The organism is Sphingomonas sp. R647, assembly GCF_020177055.1.
In the GTDB taxonomy this organism is placed as follows: domain Bacteria; phylum Pseudomonadota; class Alphaproteobacteria; order Sphingomonadales; family Sphingomonadaceae; genus Sphingomonas.
The window spans coordinates 639,199-661,661 of record NZ_JAIQXT010000001.1; the positions used below are offsets into that span (position 1 = coordinate 639,199).

Genomic DNA, 22,463 nt, shown 5'->3' on the forward strand with positions numbered 1-22,463 from the left:
GTTGAAACAGCGCGGGCGGTTAGCACGTGCAGCATGACGCGGCAACCGGGTGGCGGGTTGGCGCTCCATCATGGCGTCTCGATCAACTCGGTTGCCCCAGATCACTGGCCCGCCATCATGACGGACGGCCGGCCTCGTCAGCCGCGCGCCGGCTTTCCATCACAGCGTCATATTCGGCGCGCTCCTTGCGCCTGCGCCGACGATAGACGGCCGCTTGCGTGTATCTGCGGCTGAATAGAAAGCCGACTACGCCAGCCACGATGACGGCGATCAGAATGAAATCAGGCATTTGGTGCTCCCATGGAACTGGGAGCAAGAGCACTCACAGCAGGTCGGTGACGGCTCCAGTCGACCTCTAACTCAAGAGAATTAAATAAGATACCGAGATCCTCGGCGCGCCCTGTTCCGCTATCCTTCACCAACGAACAAAGCATCCGCCTCGCTCCGCGTCGGCACGGAGCGAAGAACAAAGCTGGAGCTGATCTTCACCACGCCGGGAAGGCGTCCCATTTTTTCGCGGTGCAGGCGCTCATAATCGTCGAGGTCGCGGCAAAGTACCTTCAGCCGATAATCATAGCCGCCAGAGACGAGCGCACATTCGACGATGCCCTCGATCTGGCCGACCGCGGCCTCGAACCGGGCGAGGTCCTCGTCCACTTCGGTCCCGAGCGTAATGTCGACAAAGGCGGTCACGCTATACCCCAGCCGCCGTAGCCCCAGCCGTGCGGCATAGCCCTGGATATGCCCCGACGCCTCCAGCGCCTGAATGCGCCGGGTACACGCTGACGGCGACAGCCCAACCTCTCCCGCAATCTGATTCACCGGCGCACGCGCGTTCTGCGCGAGCAGTTTCAGGATTGCTCCGTCGATTCGATCCATCTTGCACGAAATCCCCGCCAATGCGCCAATCACGGCATAAACGTGCATCAGCGACTTGAACAGCGCATCACTTTGCAGGGATTTGCGGTCGTATCCTGCGCTACGATCCGGTCAAATCAAACGAGTCCGGAGAGTGAGCATGCGCGTCGGTGTCCCCAAGGAAATCAAGAACCACGAATATCGCGTGGGCCTGACCCCGCCGCTGGTCGCCGAGCTGGCGGCTGCCGGGCATGAGATCGTCGTGCAGACCAATGCCGGCATGGGTATCGACTTCAGCGACGCCGACTATATCGCCGCCGGCGCGCGGATCGTTGCGACCCCGGCGGAAGTGTTCGCACAGAGCGACATGATCGTGAAGGTCAAGGAGCCGCAGCCGAGCGAGATCGCCCTGCTCGAGCCGCGCCACGCGCTGTTCACCTACCTCCACCTCGCCGCCGACAAACCGCAGGCTGAGGGGCTGATGAAGTCGGGCGCGACCTGCATCGCCTATGAAACGGTGACGGCGAACGACCGCAGCCTGCCGCTGCTTAAGCCGATGAGCGAAGTCGCAGGCCGCATGTCGGTGCAGGTCGGCGCGCACTATCTGGAAAAGGAACAGGGCGGCCGCGGCGTCCTGCTCGGCGGCGTTCCCGGCGTCGCACCGGCGCGGGTCGCGATCCTCGGCGGCGGCGTCTCCGGCATCAACGCGGCGCAGATGGCGACGGGGCTGCGCGCCGACGTCACCATCTATGACATCAACAACACCCGCCTCGCCGAACTGGACATGCATTTCGGCAGCACGATCAAGACCGCCTATGCCAGCAAGGCGGCGATCGCCGCGGCGGTGGCCAATGCACATCTGGTGATCGGCGCGGTGCTGGTTCCCGGCGCAGCGGCACCGAAGCTGGTGACGCGCGAAATGCTCAAGACGATGAAGCGCGGCAGCGTGCTGGTCGACATCGCGATCGATCAGGGCGGCTGTTTCGAGACCAGCCATGCCACCACGCATGAGAACCCGGTCTATGAGGTCGACGGCGTGATCCACTACTGCGTCGCCAACATGCCCGGCGCGGTCGCGCGCACCAGCACCTTCGCGCTCAACAACGCCACGCTGCCGTTCGTGATGAAGCTCGCCAATCTCGGCGCGGAGAAGGCAATGGCCGCCGACCCGCATCTGGCCAACGGCCTCAACGTCTATCAGGGCAAGATCGCGTTCAAGGCGGTGGCCGACGATCTCGGCCTGCCATTCCAGGCATGGAGCGCCTGACACCTTTAACAATCCTCCCCCGCCAGGGGGAGGTGGCGCCGAAGGCGACGGAGGGGGAGGACGGCTTCGTCCTCCCCTTCATCGTGCACCCCTTCCGGCCCCTCCGTCAGCTGCGCCGCCCCCCCCCTGGCGGGGGAGGATTGAATTGACTCAAACCTCCGCCGTCACCCAGGTCTCGGCTGCGTTGGGCGACACGAAGATGTTCTGATACTCGACCAAGGTCCGACGCAGCTGCATCTTGAGCAGGCTGGATTCGACGATCAGCGCGATCCGGTCGCCGGTGCGGTAAAGGCGCAGATTGCCCGCACGCATCCGGTCCGCCGCCTCCTGCGTGCGGATTGGCGCGTTGCGCAAATCGGCGAGGACGCGGACACGGCCATGGCAGGCCCGCATATCGGCGATGATGGGTTCAAGGATGGCGAGGTAGCGATCGACCTCTTCGCCGAGGCGCAGGCCCGTACAGCTGATCCGGATCACCCCCAGGCGATCGTCGCGAACGATCTCATATTGCCCCGGTATCGACGCCACGACGCGCCCCTGCACGCCCGTAGCCGGCACTGTTACCGTTACCATACGCCCTCTCCCCCACAGGATGTATTGGGTCGGCATGATGGCTGTGCCCGGTAAACAAAGAGTAAGCGGCGGCGCGGGCGCTGGATCGATGGATTTTCTTGCCTTTGGGGGCATCCCCGTCTATGGCGCGCCCGTCCTGCGAGCGGTGCTTGTGGAGGGAAGCGCAGAGCATTGATGCTCAGGCGCTGTTTTCGCTTTTCCAGAAAGAGCGTCTGCCCCCTTCCCTGCGGCCGTCTGCGGGATGCCGCGACCGGCATTCGGCCGCCGCGGCGTTTCGGCCTAAAAGACCGCTGGATCCAACCAGCCGGCCGGAAAAACGATAGTTAGGACTGACTCCTTTATGGCCTCAACGGCAAACCCCACGCGCGACGATTTCGCCGCGCTTCTCGATCTTACGCTCGGCGGCGCAGAAAGCTTTGAAGGCCGCGTCGTCATCGGCACCGTCACCGGCATCGAAAATGACCTCGCCGTCATCGACGTTGGCCTCAAGAGCGAAGGCCGCGTGCCGCTGCGCGAATTCGCAGCGCCGGGCCAGAAGGCTGACCTGAAGGTTGGCGACGAAGTCCAGGTCTATGTCGACCGTGTCGAGAATGCGAACGGCGAAGCAATGCTCAGCCGCGACCGCGCCCGCCGCGAAGCCGCATGGGACACGCTGGAGCTCGAATTCTCGCAGGGCAACCGCGTCGAGGGCGTCATCTTCGGCCGCGTCAAGGGCGGCTTCACCGTCGACCTGTCGGGCGCCGTGGCGTTCCTGCCCGGTTCGCAGGTCGATATCCGTCCGGTTCGCGACGTGCAGCCGCTGATGGACCTGCCGCAGCCGTTCCAGATCCTGAAGATGGACCGCAAGCGCGGCAACATCGTGGTCTCGCGCCGCGCCGTCCTCGAAGAGAACCGTGCAGAGCAGCGTTCGGGCCTGATCCTGAGCCTGGCCGAAGGTCAGGTGATCGACGGCGTCGTCAAGAACATCACCGACTACGGTGCGTTCGTTGACCTCGGTGGCATCGACGGCCTGCTGCACGTCACCGACCTCAGCTACAAGCGCGTCAACCACCCGTCGGAAGTCCTGAACATCGGCGACACCGTCAAGGTTCAGATCATCCGCATCAACCGCGACACCCAGCGCATCTCGCTCGGCATGAAGCAGCTTGAGAGCGATCCGTGGGATGGTGCCGGTTCGAAGTATCCGGTCGGCGCGAAGCTGACCGGCCGCGTCACCAACATCACCGAATATGGCGCCTTCGTCGAGCTGGAAGCCGGCATCGAGGGTCTCGTCCACGTGTCGGAGATGAGCTGGACCAAGAAGAACGTCCATCCGGGCAAGATCGTGTCGACCTCGCAGGAAGTCGATGTGATGGTGCTCGAGGTCGATCAGGAAAAGCGCCGCATCTCGCTCGGCCTCAAGCAGGCTCAGCAGAACCCATGGGAAGCCTTCGCGGCTGCTCATCCAGTCGGCACCGAAGTCGAGGGCGAAGTCAAGAACGCCACCGAATTCGGCCTGTTCATCGGCCTGGACAACGACGTCGACGGCATGGTCCACATGTCCGACATCGCTTGGGGCATCTCGGGCGAGGACGCGCTGGCGCTTCACCGCAAGGGCGAGATGGTCAAGGCCGTCGTCCTGGCGATCGAAGCCGACAAGGAGCGCATCAGCCTCGGCATGAAGCAGCTTGAGCGTGGCGGCGTCGCCGCTGTCGGCGCGACTGCCGGCGGTGCGGGTTCGCGCGTCAACAAGAACGAGATCGTCACGGTCACCGTTCTGGAAGTCCGCGACGCGGGCCTCGAAGTCCAGGTGGGCGACGATGGCGTGACCGGCTTCATCAAGCGCACCGACCTTGGCCGCGATCGCGACGAGCAGCGTCCGGAGCGGTTCCAGGTTGGCCAGAAGTTCGACGCGATGGTCACTGGCCTCGACCGTTCGAAGAAGCCGACCTTCTCGGTCAAGGCGATGCAGATCGCCGAAGAGAAGCAGGCGGTTGCGCAGTATGGCTCGTCCGATTCGGGCGCGTCGCTGGGCGACATTCTCGGCGAAGCGCTCAAGGCGCGCGAAGAGAAGAAGTAATTGGACAGCGGGCGGGCGCGTTCAGCGCCCGCCCGTTTCCAATCATTTCAACGGCTTCGGCCGTTTATTTCAAAAATTGGCCGCGTTGAGCAAGATTCCGTTGCCGCGACCCGCTAACCCCGCGTAAAACCCCGGTTAATGGGGCCGCCTGGCGATACGCCGCTGCTCGAGCATGGGGACGCACATGATCCGGTCTGAACTCGTACAGATGCTGGCAACGGACAATCCCGACCTGTCCGCGCGGGAGATTGAGCGGATCGTCGATATCTTCTTTGACGAGATTACATCGCGCCTGGTCGAGGATGGCCGCGTCGAGTTGCGCGGCTTCGGCGCCTTCTCCACCCGCGCGCGTGAGGCCCGCACCGGCCGCAACCCGCGCACTGGCGAGTCCGTCGATGTCGACGCCAAGCGCGTCCCCTATTTCAAACCCGGCAAGGAAATGCGCCAGCGCCTCAACGTTTAAGGACGGCGCCGCGCACCTAATTGCTTGGCACACCGGCACGCGGCGGATAGAGCCGACCGCGCTTGCGGGCGTGGCGGAATGGTAGACGCACCGGACTTAAAATCCGTTGGGCCGCAAGGCCCGTGGGGGTTCAAGTCCCCCCGCCCGTACCAATCGATCGCATGCGGATCGCGATTTGATCGAAATAGGTATCGCTGTGATCTTCTCGCCCACAGGCTTTGCGGGATACCGCGTTGACCCAGCAATCCGCCGCCTTGAACGGTCGTCAATCCGCCGAGCGGGCCCCCGCGGTTCAGCGCAACGCGCCGATCTCCAACGCTCGTCTGGACCAGACGGCGGCCTTGCTGGGCAGCTTTGGCAGCAAGGGCCGGGGCGAAAGTGCCGAGACGCTGGGCAGCCGGATGCGCAGCACGGTGGACGGATGGCGCGGCGACCAGAACTTCAAGTTCGCCCAGGGTGGCCTCGGCTCGCACGTCAACCTGGTCGCGATCAAGGAACAGTATCTCCAGAATACCGAGGACACGCTGGACAAATCCCCTGTGTACGAGGAGATCCTGTACGACGTTCTGGACCGGGCCAAAGACCTGTTCGCCACCGCGCACGATGTGCCTTCGCTCGACAAGGCCAAGCAGCAACTCGAAGGCGAAGTGCGGGCGTGGGAATGCCGGAAGCGGAAACAGGAGTTTCTGATCGACCTCAGGTCAGCGTTGATCGCCGTCAACATTCCCGATCAGGACAAGCATAACGTTTACAACACGGTCGATCAGAAGATCGCGCCGGTCACGGATCTGACGGCGTTCGAACAACTGGCCGGCGCACTGGTGCCTCAGGTGACTCAGCACGTGCAGCAGTTGCTTCAGAAACAGAGCGCGAACTAGCGCCGGTATCTGAAGCGTCGCGTCGCGAGCCCTGCGCGCTTTATCCTCGCACGCTTTGCGCGGGACCCCAGCCGGTCGCTCGCGCGGTCGAGATCGCGTCGGGTCGTCTCCCGCGCCTCGTGCAGCCGCTCGCAACCGATTGAGTTCACATCAGCGCGCGCGCAACTTCATCATCCCCCTGTCGCAATCATACGCGCAGCACTTATAGCCAGTCGCGCCAATCAAGGCGCGCAAGAGGGAATGGTTGATGGCGGTTGCACTCGATTACGCGGCGGAGCCCGCACGGCCCGGACGCTGGTACACCCAGCTCTACGTCCAGGTGCTGATCGCGATCGCTGCGGGCGTCGCCATCGGATATCTCTGGCCGGGCGTGGGCGAAGCGCTCAAGCCGCTGGGTGACGCGTTCATCAAGCTGGTGAAGATGATCATCGCCCCGGTGATCTTCCTGACGCTCGTCACCGGCATTGCCGGGATGACCGAACTGCGCTCGGTCGGCCGCGTCGCGGGCAAGGCGTTTGCCTATTTCCTGTTCTTCTCGACCCTCGCCCTGATCGTCGGCCTGATCGTCGCCAATACTGTTCAGCCGGGCGCAGGAATGAATGTCGATCCCGCCACGCTCAATACCGGCGCGGTCGAAGGTTATGTCACCAAGGCGCAGGACAGCGGCATCGTCGAATTCCTGATGGCGATCATCCCGACGACATTGGTGTCGGCGCTGACCGGCGACCAGCTGCTGCCGGTCCTGCTCGTCGCGATCCTGTTCGGCATCGCTCTGTCGATGGTCGGTGAGCCCGCCGCACCGGTGCGCGACATGCTCGAGCGGATCGGGCTGGTGGTGTTCAAGCTGGTCGGCATCCTGATGCGCGCGGCCCCGGTCGGCGCGTTCGGCGCGATGGCCTTCACCATCGGCAAATACGGGATCGAATCGCTCGCCAATCTGGCGGGGCTGGTCGCGACCTTCTACCTCACCTCGCTGATCTTCGTGGTCGTCATCCTCGGCATCGTCGCGCGGCTCGCGGGCTTCTCGATCTTCAAGCTGATCCGCTACCTCAAGGCCGAATTGCTGCTGGTACTCGGCACGTCCTCGTCCGAGAGCGCGCTGCCCAGCCTGATGGACAAGATGGAGCGCGCGGGTTGCGAAAAGTCCGTGGTCGGGCTGGTCGTGCCGACCGGCTATTCGTTCAACCTCGACGGCACCAATATCTACATGACGCTGGCGGCGCTGTTCATCGCGCAGGCGTGCAATGTCGACCTCACCCTCGGCGACCAGATCGCGCTGCTGCTGATCGCGATGATCTCGTCCAAGGGCGCGGCGGGGGTTACCGGCGCGGGGTTCATCACGCTCGCCGCGACGCTGTCGATCGTGCCGTCGGTTCCGGTCGCGGGCATGGCGCTGATCCTCGGCATCGACCGCTTCATGAGCGAGTGTCGCAGCCTCACCAATTTCATCGGCAACGCGGTCGCGACGGTTGTCGTCGCGCGCTGGGACAATGCGCTGGACAAGGACGCGCTCGACCGTGCGCTCTCTGGCCCCGCTCCCGCCGGTCCCGCGCGGCCGGCCACCGAAACTGACGCAGATTGAGATGAAGGGGGCGGATCGCCGCCCCCTTCACAAAGGACGCTGAATCAATCGTCGATATTCTTCCGGAACGTCTCGGGCAGGAACAGCAGCCCGACCACCAGCGTCAGCCCCGCAACGACGATCGGATACCACAGGCCGTAATAGATGTCCCCGGTCGCCGCGACCATCGCGAACGCCGTGGTCGGCAGGAAACCGCCGAACCAGCCATTGCCGATATGATAGGGCAGCGACATCGACGTGTAGCGGATCTTGGTCGGGAACAGCTCGACCAGCATCGCCGCGATCGGGCCATAGACCATCGTCACCAGCAGCACGAGCCAGGTGAGGATCGCCACCACCAACGGCTTGTTGATCTGCGCGGGATCGGCCTTGGACGGATAACCGGCCGTCGTCAGCGCCGCCTTCAGTTCGCCCTGAAACGCCGTGATCGCGGCCTTGCGGTCGGCGCCGGTGACCTGTGCCGGATCGGGCGCGGTGAAGGTCGCCTCACCCACCTTGACCTGCGCGATGGCCCCGACCGGTGCCTCGACCGAGCTGTAGCTGATCGCATTCTTGGCAAGGAACGCCTTGGCGATGTCACAGCTCTTGCTGTCGAACTTGTTGCCGCCGACCGGATCGAACTGCAGCGAGCAATCCGCGTCGTGGGTCACCACCGTGACCGGCGCGGTCGCGGCGGCGCGGGCGAGCGCCGGGTTCGCCGCCGACGACAGCGCCTGAAATGCCGGAAAATAGGTCAGCACCGCGAGCGCGCAGCCGGCCATGATGATCGGCTTGCGCCCGATCTTGTCCGACAGCCAGCCGAAGAAGATGAAGAACGGCGTGCCGATGGCAAGCGCGATGGCGATCAGGATGTTGGTGGTCGCACCATCGACCATCAGCATCTTTTCAAGGAAGAACATCGCGTAGAACTGGCCGGTGTACCAGACCACCGCCTGCCCCGCGACCGCGCCGAGCAGCGCGATGAGCACCAGTTTGAGGTTGCCCCATTTGGCGAACGCCTCGGTCAGCGGCGCCTTGGACGTCTTGCCCTCAGCCTTCATCTTGGCGAACACCGGGCTCTCTTCAAGCTGCATCCGGATCCACAGCGACACGCCGAGCAGGATGATCGAAACGAGGAACGGCACGCGCCAGCCCCAGTCGCGGAACGCCTCTTCGCCGACCAGCGTCCGGGTGCCGATCACGACGAGCAACGCCGCGAACAGGCCGAGCGTCGCGGTCGTCTGAATGAAGCTGGTGTACAGGCCGCGCTTGTTGTTCGGCGCATGCTCGGCAACATAGGTCGCCGCACCGCCATATTCGCCGCCCAGCGCAAGGCCCTGGATCAACCGCATCAGGATCAGCAGCACCGGGGCCGCAACGCCGATCGTCGCATAGGACGGCAGCAGGCCGACGACGAATGTCGCAAAGCCCATCAGGCCCATGGTGACGAGGAACGTGTTCTTGCGCCCGACCAGATCGCCGATCCGCCCGAACACCAGTGCTCCGAACGGCCGCACCGCAAAGCCCGCCGCGAACGCTGCGAGCGCGAAGATGAAGCCCGTCGTCTCGTTCACGCCCGAGAAGAACTGTGCCGAGATGATCGTTGCCAACAGCCCGTAGAGGTAGAAATCATACCATTCGAACACCGTGCCCAGCGACGAAGCGGTGATGACCAGCTTTTCGCTTTGCGTTGCCTTGTGATGCTTGGGCACATCGCCCGCTTCGGTGGCCATCGGCCGCACTCCCCTAGATCTTTTCCCCCGCGCGTGCTGCCGCGGACAGCCTGTCATGCCCCCGACTTGGGCGCGCAGCTATCCCGACAAAGGTCGCAGTTCTACGACGAGAGTCGCACTGACCTGAGGCGTCGGATGCGCTAACGCGTGGCTAGGTGCCCCGCGCGAACAGGAGAGTGAGATGGCCCAGACGATCTTCCCGGTACCCGAGCAATGGGCGGCGAACGCACTGGTCGATGCGGACGGCTATGACGCGATGTACCGCCGCTCGGTCGAGGATCCCGAGGGCTTCTGGCGCGAAGCGGCGCAGCGGATCGACTGGATCACGCCGTTCACGCGGGTCAAGGAAACCAGCTTCAATGAGGCTGATTTCGGTATCGCCTGGTTCGCCGACGGCACACTCAACATCAGCGCCAATGCGCTCGACCGCCATCTTGCCGAGCGCGGCGACGCAACCGCGATCCTGTGGGAACCCGACAGCCCGCACGAAGCGCATCGCGTCATCACCTATCGCGAACTCCACGCCGATGTCTGCCGCTTCGCCAATCTGCTGAAAGCACAGGGCGTAAAGCGCGGCGAGCGGGTGACGCTCTACCTGCCGATGGTGCCAGAGGCCGCAGTGGCAATGCTCGCCTGTGCGCGCATCGGCGCGATCCATTCGATCGTATTCGCCGGCTTCTCCCCCGACGCACTCGCCGGACGCATCCAGGATTGCGACAGCCGCATCGTCCTGACCGCGGATGAAGGACTGCGCGGCGGCAAGCGCATCCCGCTCAAGGCCAATGTCGATGCCGCCCTCGCCCGCTGTCCCGGGGTCGAGCGCGTCATCATGCTCCGCCGCACCGGCGCCGACGTACCGATGGTCGCGGGCCGCGACATCGACTGGGCGAATGCCGCCAGCCAGAGCGCCGACTGCGCGCCCGAAGCAATGGGCGCGGAGGACCCCCTGTTCATCCTCTACACCTCCGGCTCGACCGGCAAGCCCAAGGGCGTGCTGCACACCACCGGCGGCTATGCCGTGTGGACCGCGATGACGCATGAATATGTCTTCGATTACCGCCCCGGCCAGATCTACTGGTGCGCCGCCGATATCGGCTGGGTCACCGGCCACAGCTATGTCGTGTACGGCCCGCTGATGAACGGCGCGACCACGGTGATGTTCGAGGGCGTCCCCAACTTCCCCGATCACAGCCGCTTCTGGCAGGTGGTCGACAAGTTCAAGGTCGAAATCTTCTACGCCGCCCCCACCGCGCTGCGCGCGCTGATGCGCGAAGGCGATGATTGGGTCACGCGCACCAGCCGCAGCAGCCTGCGCCTGCTCGGCAGCGTCGGTGAGCCGATCAATCCCGAGGCGTGGGAATGGTATCACCGCGTCGTCGGCGAAGGGCGCTGCCCGATCGTCGACACCTGGTGGCAGACCGAAACCGGCGGCGCGATGATCACCCCCCTGCCCGGCGCAACCGCGCTCAAGCCGGGTTCGGCGACCAAGCCGTTCTTCGGCGTCCAGCCCGCCCTGCTCGACAATGACGGCAAGCTGATCGAGGGCGCGGGCGACGGGTGCCTCGTCATCACCGACAGCTGGCCCGGCCAGATGCGCACCGTCTGGGGCGATCATGATCGCTTCTTCCAGACCTATTTCAGCACCTTCCCGGGCCGCTATTTCACCGGCGACGGCTGCCGCCGCGATGAAGACGGCTATTACTGGATCACCGGCCGCATCGACGACGTCATCAACGTCTCCGGCCACCGCATGGGCACCGCCGAGATCGAGAGCGCACTCGTCGCCCACCACAAAGTCGCCGAAGCCGCTGTCGTCGGCATGCCGCACGACATCAAGGGCCAGGGGATCTACGCCTTCGTCACCACCAATGCCGAGGTCGAGCCCGACGCCGCGCTGCGCGCCGAGCTGATCAAGTGGGTGCGCCAGGAAATCGGCCCGATCGCCACCCCCGACGTCATCCAGTTCGCCCCGGCCCTACCCAAGACCCGATCGGGCAAGATCATGCGCCGCATCCTGCGCAAGATCGGCGAGAATGACGTCAGCAACCTCGGTGACACATCAACGCTCGCCGATCCGTCCGTGGTCGATCACTTGCTCGCCAACCGGCCGCAGCTTGCGGGGGCCTAAAGCGGCAGCCCCACATAATTCTCGGCAATCGCAGTCTGCATCGCGGTCGAGCTGGCGACATACTCCAGCTCGGCCTCCTGCATGCGGTGCTCGAACGCGCCATCCTCAGGGAAGCGGTGCATTAGCTTGGTCAAATACCAGCTGAACCGCTCCGCCTTCCAGATCCGCGCCAGCGCGCGCGCCTGATAGCCGTCCAGCCCCGCCGCATCCCCCTGTTTCACCGCGCCGACCAGCGCGTCGCGGAGATAGGCGACATCCGACGCCGCCAAATTCAACCCCTTCGCCCCCGTCGGCGGCACGATATGCGCGCTGTCCCCGGCGAGGAACAGCCGCCCATGCCGCATCGTCTCGAACACATAGGACCGCAGCGGCGCGATCGACATTTCCAGCGCCGGCCCACGCGTCACCTTATGCTCGCTGATCGGATCGAACCGCGCAGCGAGTTCGTCCCACAAGCGATCCTCGGTCCAGTCCTCGACCTTATCGGTCAGCGGCACCTGAATATAATAGCGGCTGCGCGTCTTCGACCGCATCGAGGCCAGCGCAAAGCCCGCCTGCCCATTGGCATAGATCAGCTCGTCATGGCACGGCGGTACATCGGCAAGGATACCAAGCCAGCCGAACGGATAGACCCGTTCGAACTCGCGCACCGCACTCGCCGGGATCGCCTTGCGCGACGGGCCGTGAAAGCCGTCGCAGCCCGCGATGTACGCGCAGTCGATCCGCCGCGTCTCGCCATCCTTCACATAAGTGACGAACGGCGCATCGCCCTCGATCTCGTGCAGCGCGACATCGCCCGCGTCATAGATCACCTCCAGGCCGCGCTCGGGCGCCGCATCCATCAGGTCGCGGGTCAGCTCGGTCTGGCCATAGACGGTGACATGCTTGCCGGTCAGCGCGGTGATGTCGATGCGGATCAGCCGGTCGTCCGTCGCCAACGCAAAGCCGGACTCGACCAGCCCCTCCCGCTTCATCCGCGCATCTAGGTCGAGCCGCGTCATCAGATCGGTGGTGACCGTCTCCAGCACCCCCGCCCGAATCCGGCCGAGCACATAGTCGGGCGACGCGCGCTCGACGACGACGCAATCCACCCCCGCCTGGCGCAGCAGATGGCCGAGCAGCAGGCCGGACGGCCCTGCCCCAATGATCGCAACCTGGGTCTTCATGTCATTCCCCCACGGCCGCTCGCACGCGGCCAGTTGACGTTCAGCGCGCGGCGTTGAGCTGCTGCTCCAACTGGTGCAGCACGCGGTAGCAGGGCAGCACCTGCGCAACGCTGGAATTAGGCTCGCGCTCTTCGCGGATCGCCGCGACGAATTCGCGGTCCTGCAGCTCGATACCGTTGTTCGACACCGCGACACCCGACAGGTCGACCGGCTCTTCGCGCCCGGTCACCAGATCGTCGTAGCGCGCGATCCAGGTGCCGTTGTCGCAGATGTAGCGAAAGAAGGTGCCGAGCGGCCCGTCATTGTTGAACGACAGGCTGAGCGTGCAGATCGCGCCGCTTTCCGCCTTCAGCTGGATCGACATGTCCATCGCGATGCCAAGCTCGGGATGGATCGGACCCTGAATCGCATTGGCGGCGACGATCGGCCCGGCCTGATAGGCGAACAGGTCGACCGTATGCGCGGCATGGTGCCACAGCAGATGATCGGTCCAGCTGCGCGCCTCACCCTTCGCGTTCATGTTCTGGCGGCGGAAGAAATAGGTCTGCACATCCATCTGCTGGACGTTCAGCTCGCCCGCTGCGATCTTGCGGTGGATGTACTGGTGGCTAGGGTTGAAGCGGCGGGTATGGCCAACCATTGCGGTCAGCCCGGTCTCCTGCGCCTTGGCCAGCACCGCCTCGCCATCCGCGAGGCTGTCGCACAGCGGGATTTCGACCTGCACATGCTTGCCCGCATCCATGCACTGGATCGCCTGCGCGGCATGCATCTGGGTCGGCGTGCACAGGATCACCGCGTCGAGCCCGGGCTGCTCCAGCGCCTCGGCAAGTTCGGTGGTGGCATGCGCGATGCCGTATTTGGCCGCGACCGCCTGGGTCGGTTCGAGCCGGCGGCCGACGACCGAGATCACCTCGACCCCGTCGATCTTCTGAAGCCCGTCGAGATGCTTTTCGCCGAAAGCCCCGGCGCCTGCGAGTGCGATTTTCATGTTCAAAGCTCCAAGTTGCTCCCAGATCGGGAGCCTCAACGTCAACCGTCACCCCCGCGAAAGCGGGGGCCCATCTCCCGGACCATCCTCAAGCGCACCGGCGAGATTTGCCTTGGACACAGGAGATGGGCCCCCGCTTTCGCGGGGGTGACGACATGCCCAACCTACTCCGCCGCCTCGGCAAACCCACTGCCCGCCATATCCAGCCCCTCGCCATTGTCAGGACGCAGGACGAGATGGCCGATCGCGGTATTCGAACACGGGATGTGGTAATGCCGATGCAGCGCGGCGGTGCGCTTGCCCATCGCGCCGCGCATGATCAGCCACATGACCATCTCGATCCCCTCGGACCCGGTTTCGCGCAGATATTCGATGTGCGGGATGCGGCGCAGATGGTCGCTCTCGCCGATCAGCCCGTCGAGGAACATGTTGTCCCACTCACGATTGATCAGGCCCGCGCGCGGCCCTTGCAACTGGTGGCTCATGCCGCCGGTGCCCCACACCTGAACGTTCAGGTCCTCGGGGAAACTTGCCACCGCGCGCGCAATCGCCTCGCCCAGCGCCCAGCAGCGATTACCCGAGGGCGGCGGATAGGTGACGACATTGACCGCCAGCGGGATCACCTTGCACGGCCAGGCGTCGGGCGTGCCGAACATCATCGACAGCGGAACGGTCAGGCCGTGATCGACCTGCATCTCGTTGATGATCGTCATGTCGAATTCGTCGAGGACCAGGCTCTGCGCGATATGCCAGGCCAGGTCGGGATGCCCCTCGACATCCGGCACCGGGCGCGGCCCCCAGCCCTCGTCGGCCGAGGTGTAGCGCTCGCCACAGCCAATCGCGAAGGTCGGGATGATCTTCATGTCGAACGCCGACGCATGGTCGTTATAGACCAGGATAACGACGTCGGGCTTCTCGGCCTTCTCCCATTCGCGGGTCCAGTCGTAGCCGGCGAAGATCGGGCCGAAATAATCGTCGCGATCCTTGCCCTGATCGACGGCAACGCCGAGCAGCGGGACATGGCTCGATGCAACACCTGCGGTAATGCGGGCCATTCTTATCGTCCTTCTTTGATCGAGCGGACGCCGATGGGCGAACGCCCGCCGCGCATCATCATCTCGCGATATTCGGGAAAGCTCATGTCGGTCATCGTGCTGACCGCCTCGGCAAAGGGGATGCCGTCGGTCGAGAACAGCTTGGCCAGGAAATAGACGTTACCGCCCAGATCGAGGCACTTGTTGTAATCGCGATCGAGCAGCGCCTGTTTCGCCTCTTCGCTGATCGGCCATTCGTCGAGATAGGCGCGCTCGTCCGCCTTGAACCGCGCACGGTTCTCCGCGGTCATCAGGCTCATCGCGAACTGGTTCATGTGGTACCCGGCGCGCGCGCGCTTGGCGGTGAACACGCGCGTGCCGGGAATATCCTCGAACTCGGCGAGATAGGCGTGGATGTCGGTGTGGTCGGTCACAGGCCGCGCTCCTTCAGAATTGCATCAAGGCGCGGGAAGACGCGTCGGGCATTGCCCGCAAAGATCGCGGCGCGCTCGGCGTCCGAAATCTCCAGTGCGTCGACATAGCGCTTGGTGTCGTCGAAATACTGGCCGGTGGTCGGGTCGATCCCGCGCACCGCGCCGACCATCTCCGACCCGAACAGGATGTTCTTGTTGTCGATCACGTCGGCGAGCAGGTCGATGCCCGGCTGGTGATAAACACAGGTGTCGAAGAAGATGTTGTTCATCAGATGCGTGTCGAGCACCGGCTTCTTGAGCATGTCGGCAAGGCCACGATAGCGCCCCCAATGGTAAGGCACCGCGCCGCCGCCATGCGGGATGATGAAGCGCAGGGTCGGGAAATCCGCGAACAGATCGCCCTCCAGCAACTGCATGAACGCGATGGTATCGGCGGCGATGTAGTAGCCGCCGGTCGCGTGCATCGCCGGGTTACAGCTGCCCGAGACGTGGATCATCGCCGGCACGTCCAGCTCGACCATCTTCTCGTAGAACGGATACCAATAGCGGTCGGTCAGCGGCGGATGCGTGAAGTGCCCGCCGCCCGGATCGGGGTTGAGGTTGCACCCGATAAAGCCGAGTTCGGTCACGCAGCGCTCCAGCTCAGCGATGCTCGCGCGCATGTCCGCCTTGGGCGACTGGGGCAGCATGCACACGCCGACGAACGTCTCCGGGAACAGCCCGACGACGCGCGCGATCAGGTCGTTGCAGCGCCGCGCCCATTCGATCGCAACGCCCTCGTCCCCGACATGCGGCGCCATCGCCGATGCGCGGGGGGAAAAGATCGTCAGGTCCGCACCGCGCTCCTTGATCAGGCGCAGTTGGTTCGCCTCGATCGTCTCGCGGATCTCGGCGTCGCTGATCTGCGGATAGGGCGGGCACGGCGTCCCGGTTTTGAATGCCGCCTTCTGATCCTCGCGCCAGGCGTCATGCGCCTTGGGCAGGACCGTGTAATGGCCGTGGCAGTCGATAATCACGCGGCTTGGTCCTCTTCCCTTGTTTCGATCGCGGCGAGTTTCGCCGTCAGACCGTCGGGTGGCGTCATGCCGAGCGCACCCATCTCCCGCTGACGCTGGATCGTGCCGCGCGTCAGCGCCGGATCAACGCCCAGATCGGTGAGCGTCTTCGCGACCTCTTCCATCTCGGCGGCGCGGCGGGTGCCATGGACGAGCATCCGGTCGAGATTATAGTCGGCGCGCGTGGTCCAGGACTGTTCCTTCCAGCTCGCGTCGAGCGAGGCGAGCACCGCCTCGCGCACCCCGGCGCGCTCTGCGGCTAGCACGCATTCGGCGGTCAGCGCCTCCAGCCCCTTGACCATCACCGACCGGATCATCTTGATCGCCGAAGCATCGCCGACATTGGCTCCCGACACTGCGACTTTGGTAAAGCCATAGGTACGCAGCGCGTCGGCGGCGGCTTCGGCATGCGGCCCCGCGACCAGCAGCGGCACGCCCAGCCGCGCAGGCAGCACCGGCGCCATCACCGCAACATCGACATAGCGCCCACCCGACGCCTCGATGACCTGTGCCGCCTCCCGCTTGGTGCCGGGCGCAACGCTGTTCATGTCGAGCCACAAAGTGCCGGGTTTCAGCAGCGGCGCACAGCGCTGTGCGGCCGCGAGCGCTTGGTCCGCCGTGACGAGGCACAGCACCAGATCGGCCTGCGCCAGCGCGCCGGCGGGGGTTGCGGACCAGCGGGTTCCGGCGGATTCGAATTCGGTGATCTTGGCAGAGCGCGTATCGGGGCTGTCAGTCGCGATGTCGAACGCGGCGACGCCGGGTTGGGCGAAGGCCTGTCCGGCTTCGCCAAATCCCAGGAGAGATGTCTGCTCGATCATGCGGCCCATGAAGCGTTGTTGCGCGACATGTTCTAATCGGATTGCGATCGGCGCTATCCGTTTTCCTGAATTCTTGTCTCTTGTGATGCGCGGTGGAGCAGATCGATCATGCGCGACTGGGCGCGGGTGGGGCGCCAGCCCGCACGGGTGCTGATGCCGATCGTGCGGACCGCGCCGGGAAGTTGCGGGCCGATGCTTTCGAGCATCCCCGCCCCCACCTCCAGCGCGACCTGATCGGGGGACAGCAGGGTGAGCAGGTCGCTCTGCACCAGCAGGCCGCGGATCACCATCACCGACCCGCACTCGATCGGCACCGGCGGGAGCACGCGGCCCGCGAACAGCGCCTCCCAATGCGTGCGCAGCGGCGTGCCGATAGGGCCGACGACCCAGGATTGCGCGGCGAGCGTGTCGAGATCGACCGGCCCCTGCGCCAGCGGATGTCCGCGCCGCCCGAAGATCGCGAGGCGATCAGTGAACAACGGCACCTGCTCGACCCCCGGCGGACAATCGTCGCGTAGCGCGCCGACCATGATGTCGATAATGCCGTCGAGCAGCGGATCGACCAGCTCGCGCCACGATCCCTCCACCACATCGACCACCGTCCGCGGCTCTTCACGCAGGAACTGGGCGAGGCTGTGTGGCAGTAGCAGCGCACGGCTGAGCGGCATCGCGCCGATCGCGATGCGCCCGCCCTCCCCTTCGTCACCGCGCGCTTCGGCGATCCCGGCAGCGATCTCACCGGCAGCAAGGCGGACGCCGCGCGCCAGCGTGCGGCCCGCCGGAGTCAACGCCATCCCCCGCCCCCGCCGCTCGGCCAGCGGCGTGGCGCACACCTGTTCGAGCTCGCGCACCGAACGGTGCACCGCAGGCTGCGACATGCCGCTCGCCGCCGCCGCGCCGGCAAAGCCCTGCGCTTCGGCGAAGTGCAGAAATGCGTCGAGCTGAGTCGCGGTCATCAGCAGCTCAGGCCGCGCAAACCCGCGCGTCCCGCCCCGCGCCGACCGGCGGGTCGCAGCGGCGAGCTGGTCGAACGCGCGGCCCACCCGCTCGGCCAGCGCGGTCCCGGCAGGGCTGGGCGTCACCCCATCGGAATGGCGGTCGAACAGCGTGACGCCGAGCTGCTTCTCGAGCTTTGCCAGCCCCTGCGTCAGCGCTGGCTGCGACAACCCCGCCGCTTCCGCCGCACGGTTTAGGCTACCCTGCGCAATCACCTGCCCAAGCGCGCGCAAATGGCGGAGGTTGAGATCGAACGGCCGCATCACCGCGCCGATATATCCGAAAATCTTATTACATAAACGGAATTCATATTATGGTGTGTTGGAGATAGCCCGCCATGGAAAGCGAACACGTCGCGGCCCGAACTGCGCGTTTGTTCAAAATGTAGAACATGTCGCGCAACAAGGCTGCATCGGCCCAAAGGCGGGTTCGACATTCCGCACCGGAGAAGACAATGAGTGCACGCGTCGTCCAGAATATCGAGCGCACCCCGATGGACATTGTCGATGGCCTTGCGCAGGCCGGCGTCGCGACGGTGCATGAAGCGCAGGGGCGGATCGGGCTGCTCGCGCATTATATGCGCCCGATCTATTCCGGCGCGCGGATTGCCGGGAACGCGGTCACCATTTCATCGCCGCCGGGTGACAACTGGCTGGTGCATGTCGCGATCGAGCAGCTGAAGGAGGGCGACATCCTCGTCCTCGCGCCGACGTCGCCGTGCGTCGATGGCTATTTCGGCGATCTGCTGGCGACCAGCGCGATGGCGCGCGGGTGCCGGGGGCTAGTGATCGATGCGGGCGTGCGCGACGTGCGCGACCTGACGCAGATGGGCTTTCCGGTCTGGTCGAAGGCGGTGTTTGCGCAGGGGACGGTCAAGAACACGCTGGGGTCGGTCAATGTGCCGATCGTGTGCGCGGGTGCCGCGATCGAACCGGGCGACGTGATCGTCGCCGATGATGACGGCGTGTGCGTGGTCAAGCGTGGCGATGCGGCGGCGGTGCTGGAGGCTGCGCGCAAGCGTGAAGCTGCCGAGGAGGCTAAGCGAGTGCGGCTGGCGGCTGGGGAACTGGGGCTGGATATTTATGACATGCGGCCCCGGCTCAAGGAGATGGGGTTGAAGTATGAGTGATGGCGTCCGCTGCATGTGGATGCGGGGGGGGACGTCGAAGGGGGGCTATTTCCTCGCCGATGACCTGCCCATCGATACCGCCGCGCGCGATGCCTTCCTGCTGCGGGTGATGGGGTCGCCCGATCCGCGGCAGATTGACGGGATGGGTGGGGCCGATCCGCTGACGAGCAAGGTCGCGGTGGTGCGCAAGTCCGACCGCGACGGGGTGGATGTCGATTATCTGTTTCTGCAGGTGTTCGTCGATCAGGCAATCGTCACCGATGCGCAGAATTGCGGGAACATCCTGGCCGGGATCGGGCCGTTCGCGATCGAGCGCGGGCTGATCGCGGCGCAGGATGGTGACACACGGGTCGCGATCTTCATGGAGAATACCGGACAGGTTGCGGTGGCGACGGTGCAGACGCCGGGTGGCCAGGTAACCTACACCGGCGACGCCAGCATCAGCGGCGTGCCGGGGACTGCGGCCCCCATCCCGCTCGCCTTTCGCGACACCGCCGGATCGTCGTGCGGCGCGTTGCTCCCCAGCGGCAATGGTGTCGACGAGATCGACGGCGTGGCCGTGACGATGATCGACAATGGCATGCCGTGCGTGGTGATTGCTGCGGCCGATGTCGGCATCACCGGTTACGAGGATCGCGACACGCTCGACGCCGATGCGGCGATGAAGGCCAAGGTCGAGGCGATCCGGTTGAAGGCCGGGCCGCTGATGAATTTGGGCGACGTGACCGATAAGTCGGTGCCCAAGATGATGCTGGTCGCCGCGCCCCGCGATGGCGGCGCGATTGCGGTGCGGTCGCTGATCCCGCACCGGGTTCATGCCTCGATCGGGGTGCTGGGCGCGGTCAGCGTGGCGACGGCGTGTCTGATCGAGGGATCGCCTGCGGCTGCATTGGCGGTGGTGCCGGAAGGGCAGACACTGACGCTGGGGGTCGAACATCCGACCGGGGTCACCGAGTGCGTAGTCACGCTGGATGAAGCGGGCGCGCCGATCGAGGCCGGGATGCTGCGGACCGCGCGGAAGTTGATGGATGGGACTGTGTTCGGGTGATGGAGCGGCGGTGCCATATCACGACCCGTCATGCTGAACTTGTTTCAGCATCCACCCCGCCGCCAGCGGCTCAGTCGCCTGTGGAGCGGTGGATCCTGAAACAAGTTCAGGATGACGGAATTAGGGGAGAATGTTGGTGACCACCGATTCCGACGGGCGAATTCGCAGCTGGACGCTGACGCCCTCTAAGCCGCGCTTTACCCCGCCGCCGGGCGCGGTCGACGCGCATTGCCATGTGTTCGGGCCGCAGGCGCAATTCCCGTTCAGTGCCAAGGCCAAGTATCTGCCGCAGGATGCAGGGCCGGACACGCTGTTCGCGCTGCGTGAGCGGCTGGGCTTTGCCCGCAACGTGATCGTGCAGGCGAGCTGTCACGGGACCGACAATGCCGCGACGCTGAACGGCATTGCGGTGTCGAACGGGACGTGTCGCGGGGTCGCGGTGGTCGATCCGGAGATTTCGGACGAAGAGCTGGATGCGCTGCATGTGGGCGGCATTCGCGGGGTGCGGTTCAACTTTTTGAAGCGGCTGGTCGATGATGCCCCCAAGGACAAGTTTCTTGATGTGGCGCAGCGGATTGCGCGGCTGAACTGGCATGTCGTAGTCTATTTCGAGGCGGACATCCTCGAGGAGATGAAGCCGTTCCTCGCCGCGATTCCCGTGCCGATCGTGATCGACCATATGGGCCGGCCCGATGTTTCTCAGGGGCCCGATGGCGCGGACATGACCGCGTTTCGCGCGCTGCTCGATAGCCGCGACGACATCTGGACCAAGGTCACCTGCCCCGACCGGCTCGATCCCGCCGGGCCACCCTATGCCGATTTCGTGCGCGCAGTGCGCCCGCTGGTCGAGGCCTATCCCGATCGGGTGCTGTGGGGCACCGACTGGCCGCATCCGAACATGGAAAGCGTGCTGCCCGATGACGGCGCACTGGTTGATGTGATCCCGGCGATCGCGCCGACCGCAGAGTTGCAGCACAAGCTGCTCGTCGCCAATCCGATGCGGCTTTACTGGCCCGAGGAAGCCTGACCATCGCGGCGGGGGGCGCCGAGGCGGCGAAGGGGCGGCTGATCCTGCTGGGCGGGATCATCGCGCTGGGATCGCTGGCGATCCAGATCATTGTCCCTGCCTTGCCGCAATTGGCCGAGGGGATCGGCGCGACGCCGGCGGGCGGGCAGCTGGTCATCTCGCTGTATCTGATCGGACTGGCGCTGGGGCAGCTGGGCTGGGCGCCGGTTGCCGACCATCATGGGCGCAGGCCGGTGCTGATCGGCGGGCTAGTCGTGTTTTTGATTGGGACGCTGTGCTGCGCGCTGGCGGGTGATCTGGCGACGATGCTGGTCGGTCGCGCGGTGCAGGCGATCGGGGCGTCATCCTCGCTGGTCGCAGGGCGCGCGATGGCGACCGACACCGCGCCGGTGGGCAAGGCCGCCGCGCCGCTCGCGATCCTGACCAGCGTGACCTTGATCTCCCCTGCCCTCGCCCCGGCATTGGGCGGCGCGGTGACGAGTATTGGCGGGTGGCGGGCGCTGTTCTGGATCCTCGCCGGTTTGACGCTGATCGGTGGAGCGCTGGCGCTGCGGATGCTGCCCGAGACGCGCGCGGGCGACCGTGCGCCGGTTCACGCGCGGCGGATCGCGACGACCTATTGGCAGGTGCTGCGCCAGCGCGGGTATCTGCCGCTGGCGCTGTCCAATGCGCTGATCAGCGGGGGGTTCTTCACCTTTCTGGCGGCGTCACCATTCGTGCTGGACGCTGCGGGGGCGACGCCGGCGCAGGCGGGACTGTTCTACTCGGCGGTGGCGTGCGCGATCATTGGCGGGACGTTATGTGTGCCGCTGGTGCTGCGCCGCTGGCCGCGCGGGTTGAAGCCCGCGGGATCGGTCGCGCTGGGCAGCGGTGCGGTCGTGATCCTGATCGTCGCGGCGACGGGCGCGCATCTGGCGGGGCTGTTCGTGGCGATGAGCCTGATTGCGTTTGGCGCGGGGTTAACCGGCCCTGCCCTGCTGGCTGAGGCGATCGAGCAGCAGCGCGAGCGGGCGAGCGCGGCGACCGGGCTGTTCGGGACGATGCAGATGGGTGGCGCGGCGTTGATCTCCACACTCGCGGTGCGGCTGGCGCCGGACCCCGCCGTCGAACTAGCGCTGATCGGGGTGCTGGTGCTCTTGGCGCTGGGATTAAGGGCGTGGGGGAGTGGGCGGGAGGCGCGCTAATCCTCCCCCGCCAGGGGGAGGTGGCAGCGCGTAGCGCTGACGGAGGGGGCGGAAAGGTACC

Annotated in this window: 21 protein-coding genes and 1 tRNA gene; 11 read left to right on the forward strand and 11 right to left on the reverse strand. The window is 65.4% G+C overall.

The window, feature by feature from the left end; genetic code table 11:
- Positions 1 to 115: 115 nt before the first annotated feature.
- Both K9B35_RS02935 and K9B35_RS02940 read right to left on the reverse strand, forming a co-directional pair.
- Entirely contained in the window at positions 116 to 289 is a 174-nt protein-coding gene (locus K9B35_RS02935; protein ID WP_224920300.1) for a hypothetical protein, read from the reverse strand.
- 119 nt (positions 290 to 408) lie between these two features.
- Positions 409 to 879: an Lrp/AsnC family transcriptional regulator gene (locus K9B35_RS02940; protein ID WP_224920301.1), complete on the reverse strand. Its 471-nt coding sequence runs from the start codon at positions 877 to 879 to the stop codon at positions 409 to 411.
- Between the two features lie 139 nt (positions 880 to 1,018).
- Between K9B35_RS02940 and ald the strand changes: the two genes are divergently transcribed.
- Positions 1,019 to 2,125 (forward strand): alanine dehydrogenase, encoded by a 1,107-nt coding sequence (ald, locus tag K9B35_RS02945; protein WP_224920302.1) that lies wholly within the window; start codon positions 1,019 to 1,021, stop codon positions 2,123 to 2,125.
- Positions 2,126 to 2,275: 150 nt separating this feature from the next.
- Here the strand turns inward: ald and K9B35_RS02950 are convergent, their stop codons facing one another.
- Positions 2,276 to 2,698: an STAS/SEC14 domain-containing protein gene (locus K9B35_RS02950; RefSeq protein WP_224920303.1), complete on the reverse strand. Its 423-nt coding sequence runs from the start codon at positions 2,696 to 2,698 to the stop codon at positions 2,276 to 2,278.
- Between the two features lie 340 nt (positions 2,699 to 3,038).
- Here K9B35_RS02950 and rpsA point away from each other — a divergent pair, with 340 nt between their 5' ends.
- The 5 genes from rpsA (at position 3,039) to K9B35_RS02975 (ending at position 7,680) form a co-directional block, all read left to right on the forward strand.
- A complete protein-coding gene (rpsA, locus tag K9B35_RS02955; RefSeq protein ID WP_224920304.1) occupies positions 3,039 to 4,757 on the forward strand; it encodes a 30S ribosomal protein S1 in 1,719 nt (572 codons plus the stop codon).
- A gap of 184 nt (positions 4,758 to 4,941) precedes the next feature.
- Positions 4,942 to 5,220, forward strand: coding sequence for an integration host factor subunit beta (locus tag K9B35_RS02960; RefSeq protein ID WP_224920305.1), 279 nt, complete (start codon positions 4,942 to 4,944; stop codon positions 5,218 to 5,220).
- A 64-nt stretch (positions 5,221 to 5,284) separates the two neighbouring features.
- Positions 5,285 to 5,372, forward strand: a tRNA-Leu gene (locus K9B35_RS02965).
- 81 nt (positions 5,373 to 5,453) lie between these two features.
- Positions 5,454 to 6,098 (forward strand): hypothetical protein, encoded by a 645-nt coding sequence (locus K9B35_RS02970; protein ID WP_224920306.1) that lies wholly within the window; start codon positions 5,454 to 5,456, stop codon positions 6,096 to 6,098.
- 247 nt (positions 6,099 to 6,345) lie between these two features.
- On the forward strand, positions 6,346 to 7,680 hold the full coding sequence (locus tag K9B35_RS02975; protein WP_224920307.1) for a dicarboxylate/amino acid:cation symporter: 1,335 nt from the start codon (positions 6,346 to 6,348) through the stop codon (positions 7,678 to 7,680).
- Positions 7,681 to 7,724: 44 nt separating this feature from the next.
- Here K9B35_RS02975 and K9B35_RS02980 read toward each other — a convergent pair whose 3' ends face one another.
- Positions 7,725 to 9,392 carry an MFS transporter gene (locus tag K9B35_RS02980; protein ID WP_224920308.1) on the reverse strand — a complete coding sequence of 556 codons (1,668 nt, stop codon included), beginning with the start codon at positions 9,390 to 9,392 and terminating at the stop codon, positions 7,725 to 7,727.
- A 181-nt stretch (positions 9,393 to 9,573) separates the two neighbouring features.
- On the opposite strand from K9B35_RS02980, the gene acs reads away from it, so the two are divergent.
- The gene (gene acs / locus K9B35_RS02985; protein ID WP_224920309.1) at positions 9,574 to 11,520 is read left to right on the forward strand and encodes an acetate--CoA ligase; all 1,947 of its coding nucleotides are present in this window, start codon (positions 9,574 to 9,576) and stop codon (positions 11,518 to 11,520) included.
- On the opposite strand, the gene pobA is transcribed toward acs, so the two are convergent.
- From pobA to K9B35_RS03020, 7 genes are all read right to left on the reverse strand, one after another.
- On the reverse strand, positions 11,517 to 12,686 hold the full coding sequence (gene pobA / locus K9B35_RS02990) for a 4-hydroxybenzoate 3-monooxygenase (protein WP_224920310.1): 1,170 nt from the start codon (positions 12,684 to 12,686) through the stop codon (positions 11,517 to 11,519). The two genes, acs and pobA, sit on opposite strands and share 4 nt — an antisense overlap.
- Positions 12,687 to 12,726: 40 nt before the next feature.
- Positions 12,727 to 13,674 carry a Gfo/Idh/MocA family oxidoreductase gene (locus K9B35_RS02995; protein WP_224920311.1) on the reverse strand — a complete coding sequence of 316 codons (948 nt, stop codon included), beginning with the start codon at positions 13,672 to 13,674 and terminating at the stop codon, positions 12,727 to 12,729.
- Positions 13,675 to 13,838: 164 nt separating this feature from the next.
- Entirely contained in the window at positions 13,839 to 14,729 is an 891-nt protein-coding gene (locus K9B35_RS03000; RefSeq protein ID WP_224920312.1) for a class III extradiol dioxygenase subunit beta, read from the reverse strand.
- Between the two features lie 2 nt (positions 14,730 to 14,731).
- Positions 14,732 to 15,142, reverse strand: a complete 411-nt coding sequence (ligA, locus tag K9B35_RS03005) for a protocatechuate 4,5-dioxygenase subunit alpha (protein WP_224920313.1) — start codon at positions 15,140 to 15,142, stop codon at positions 14,732 to 14,734.
- Positions 15,139 to 16,158 (reverse strand): amidohydrolase family protein, encoded by a 1,020-nt coding sequence (locus K9B35_RS03010; protein ID WP_224920314.1) that lies wholly within the window; start codon positions 16,156 to 16,158, stop codon positions 15,139 to 15,141. The genes ligA and K9B35_RS03010 overlap by 4 nt, the downstream gene beginning before the upstream one ends.
- A complete protein-coding gene (locus K9B35_RS03015; protein ID WP_224920315.1) occupies positions 16,155 to 17,018 on the reverse strand; it encodes an NAD(P)-dependent oxidoreductase in 864 nt (287 codons plus the stop codon). Before K9B35_RS03015 ends, K9B35_RS03010 begins: the two co-directional genes overlap by 4 nt.
- Before the next feature lie 53 nt (positions 17,019 to 17,071).
- Positions 17,072 to 18,277, reverse strand: a complete 1,206-nt coding sequence (locus tag K9B35_RS03020; RefSeq protein WP_224920316.1) for a LysR family transcriptional regulator — start codon at positions 18,275 to 18,277, stop codon at positions 17,072 to 17,074.
- 191 nt (positions 18,278 to 18,468) lie between these two features.
- Between K9B35_RS03020 and ligK the strand changes: the two genes are divergently transcribed.
- From ligK to K9B35_RS03040, 4 genes are all read left to right on the forward strand, one after another.
- Entirely contained in the window at positions 18,469 to 19,143 is a 675-nt protein-coding gene (ligK, locus tag K9B35_RS03025; RefSeq protein WP_224920317.1) for a 4-carboxy-4-hydroxy-2-oxoadipate aldolase/oxaloacetate decarboxylase, read from the forward strand.
- On the forward strand, positions 19,136 to 20,191 hold the full coding sequence (locus tag K9B35_RS03030; protein WP_224920318.1) for a 4-oxalomesaconate tautomerase: 1,056 nt from the start codon (positions 19,136 to 19,138) through the stop codon (positions 20,189 to 20,191). Before ligK ends, K9B35_RS03030 begins: the two co-directional genes overlap by 8 nt.
- A 136-nt stretch (positions 20,192 to 20,327) precedes the next feature.
- The gene (locus tag K9B35_RS03035; protein WP_224920319.1) at positions 20,328 to 21,218 is read left to right on the forward strand and encodes an amidohydrolase family protein; all 891 of its coding nucleotides are present in this window, start codon (positions 20,328 to 20,330) and stop codon (positions 21,216 to 21,218) included.
- Positions 21,219 to 21,265: 47 nt separating this feature from the next.
- Positions 21,266 to 22,402: an MFS transporter gene (locus K9B35_RS03040; protein ID WP_224920502.1), complete on the forward strand. Its 1,137-nt coding sequence runs from the start codon at positions 21,266 to 21,268 to the stop codon at positions 22,400 to 22,402.
- Positions 22,403 to 22,463: the final 61 nt, after the last annotated feature.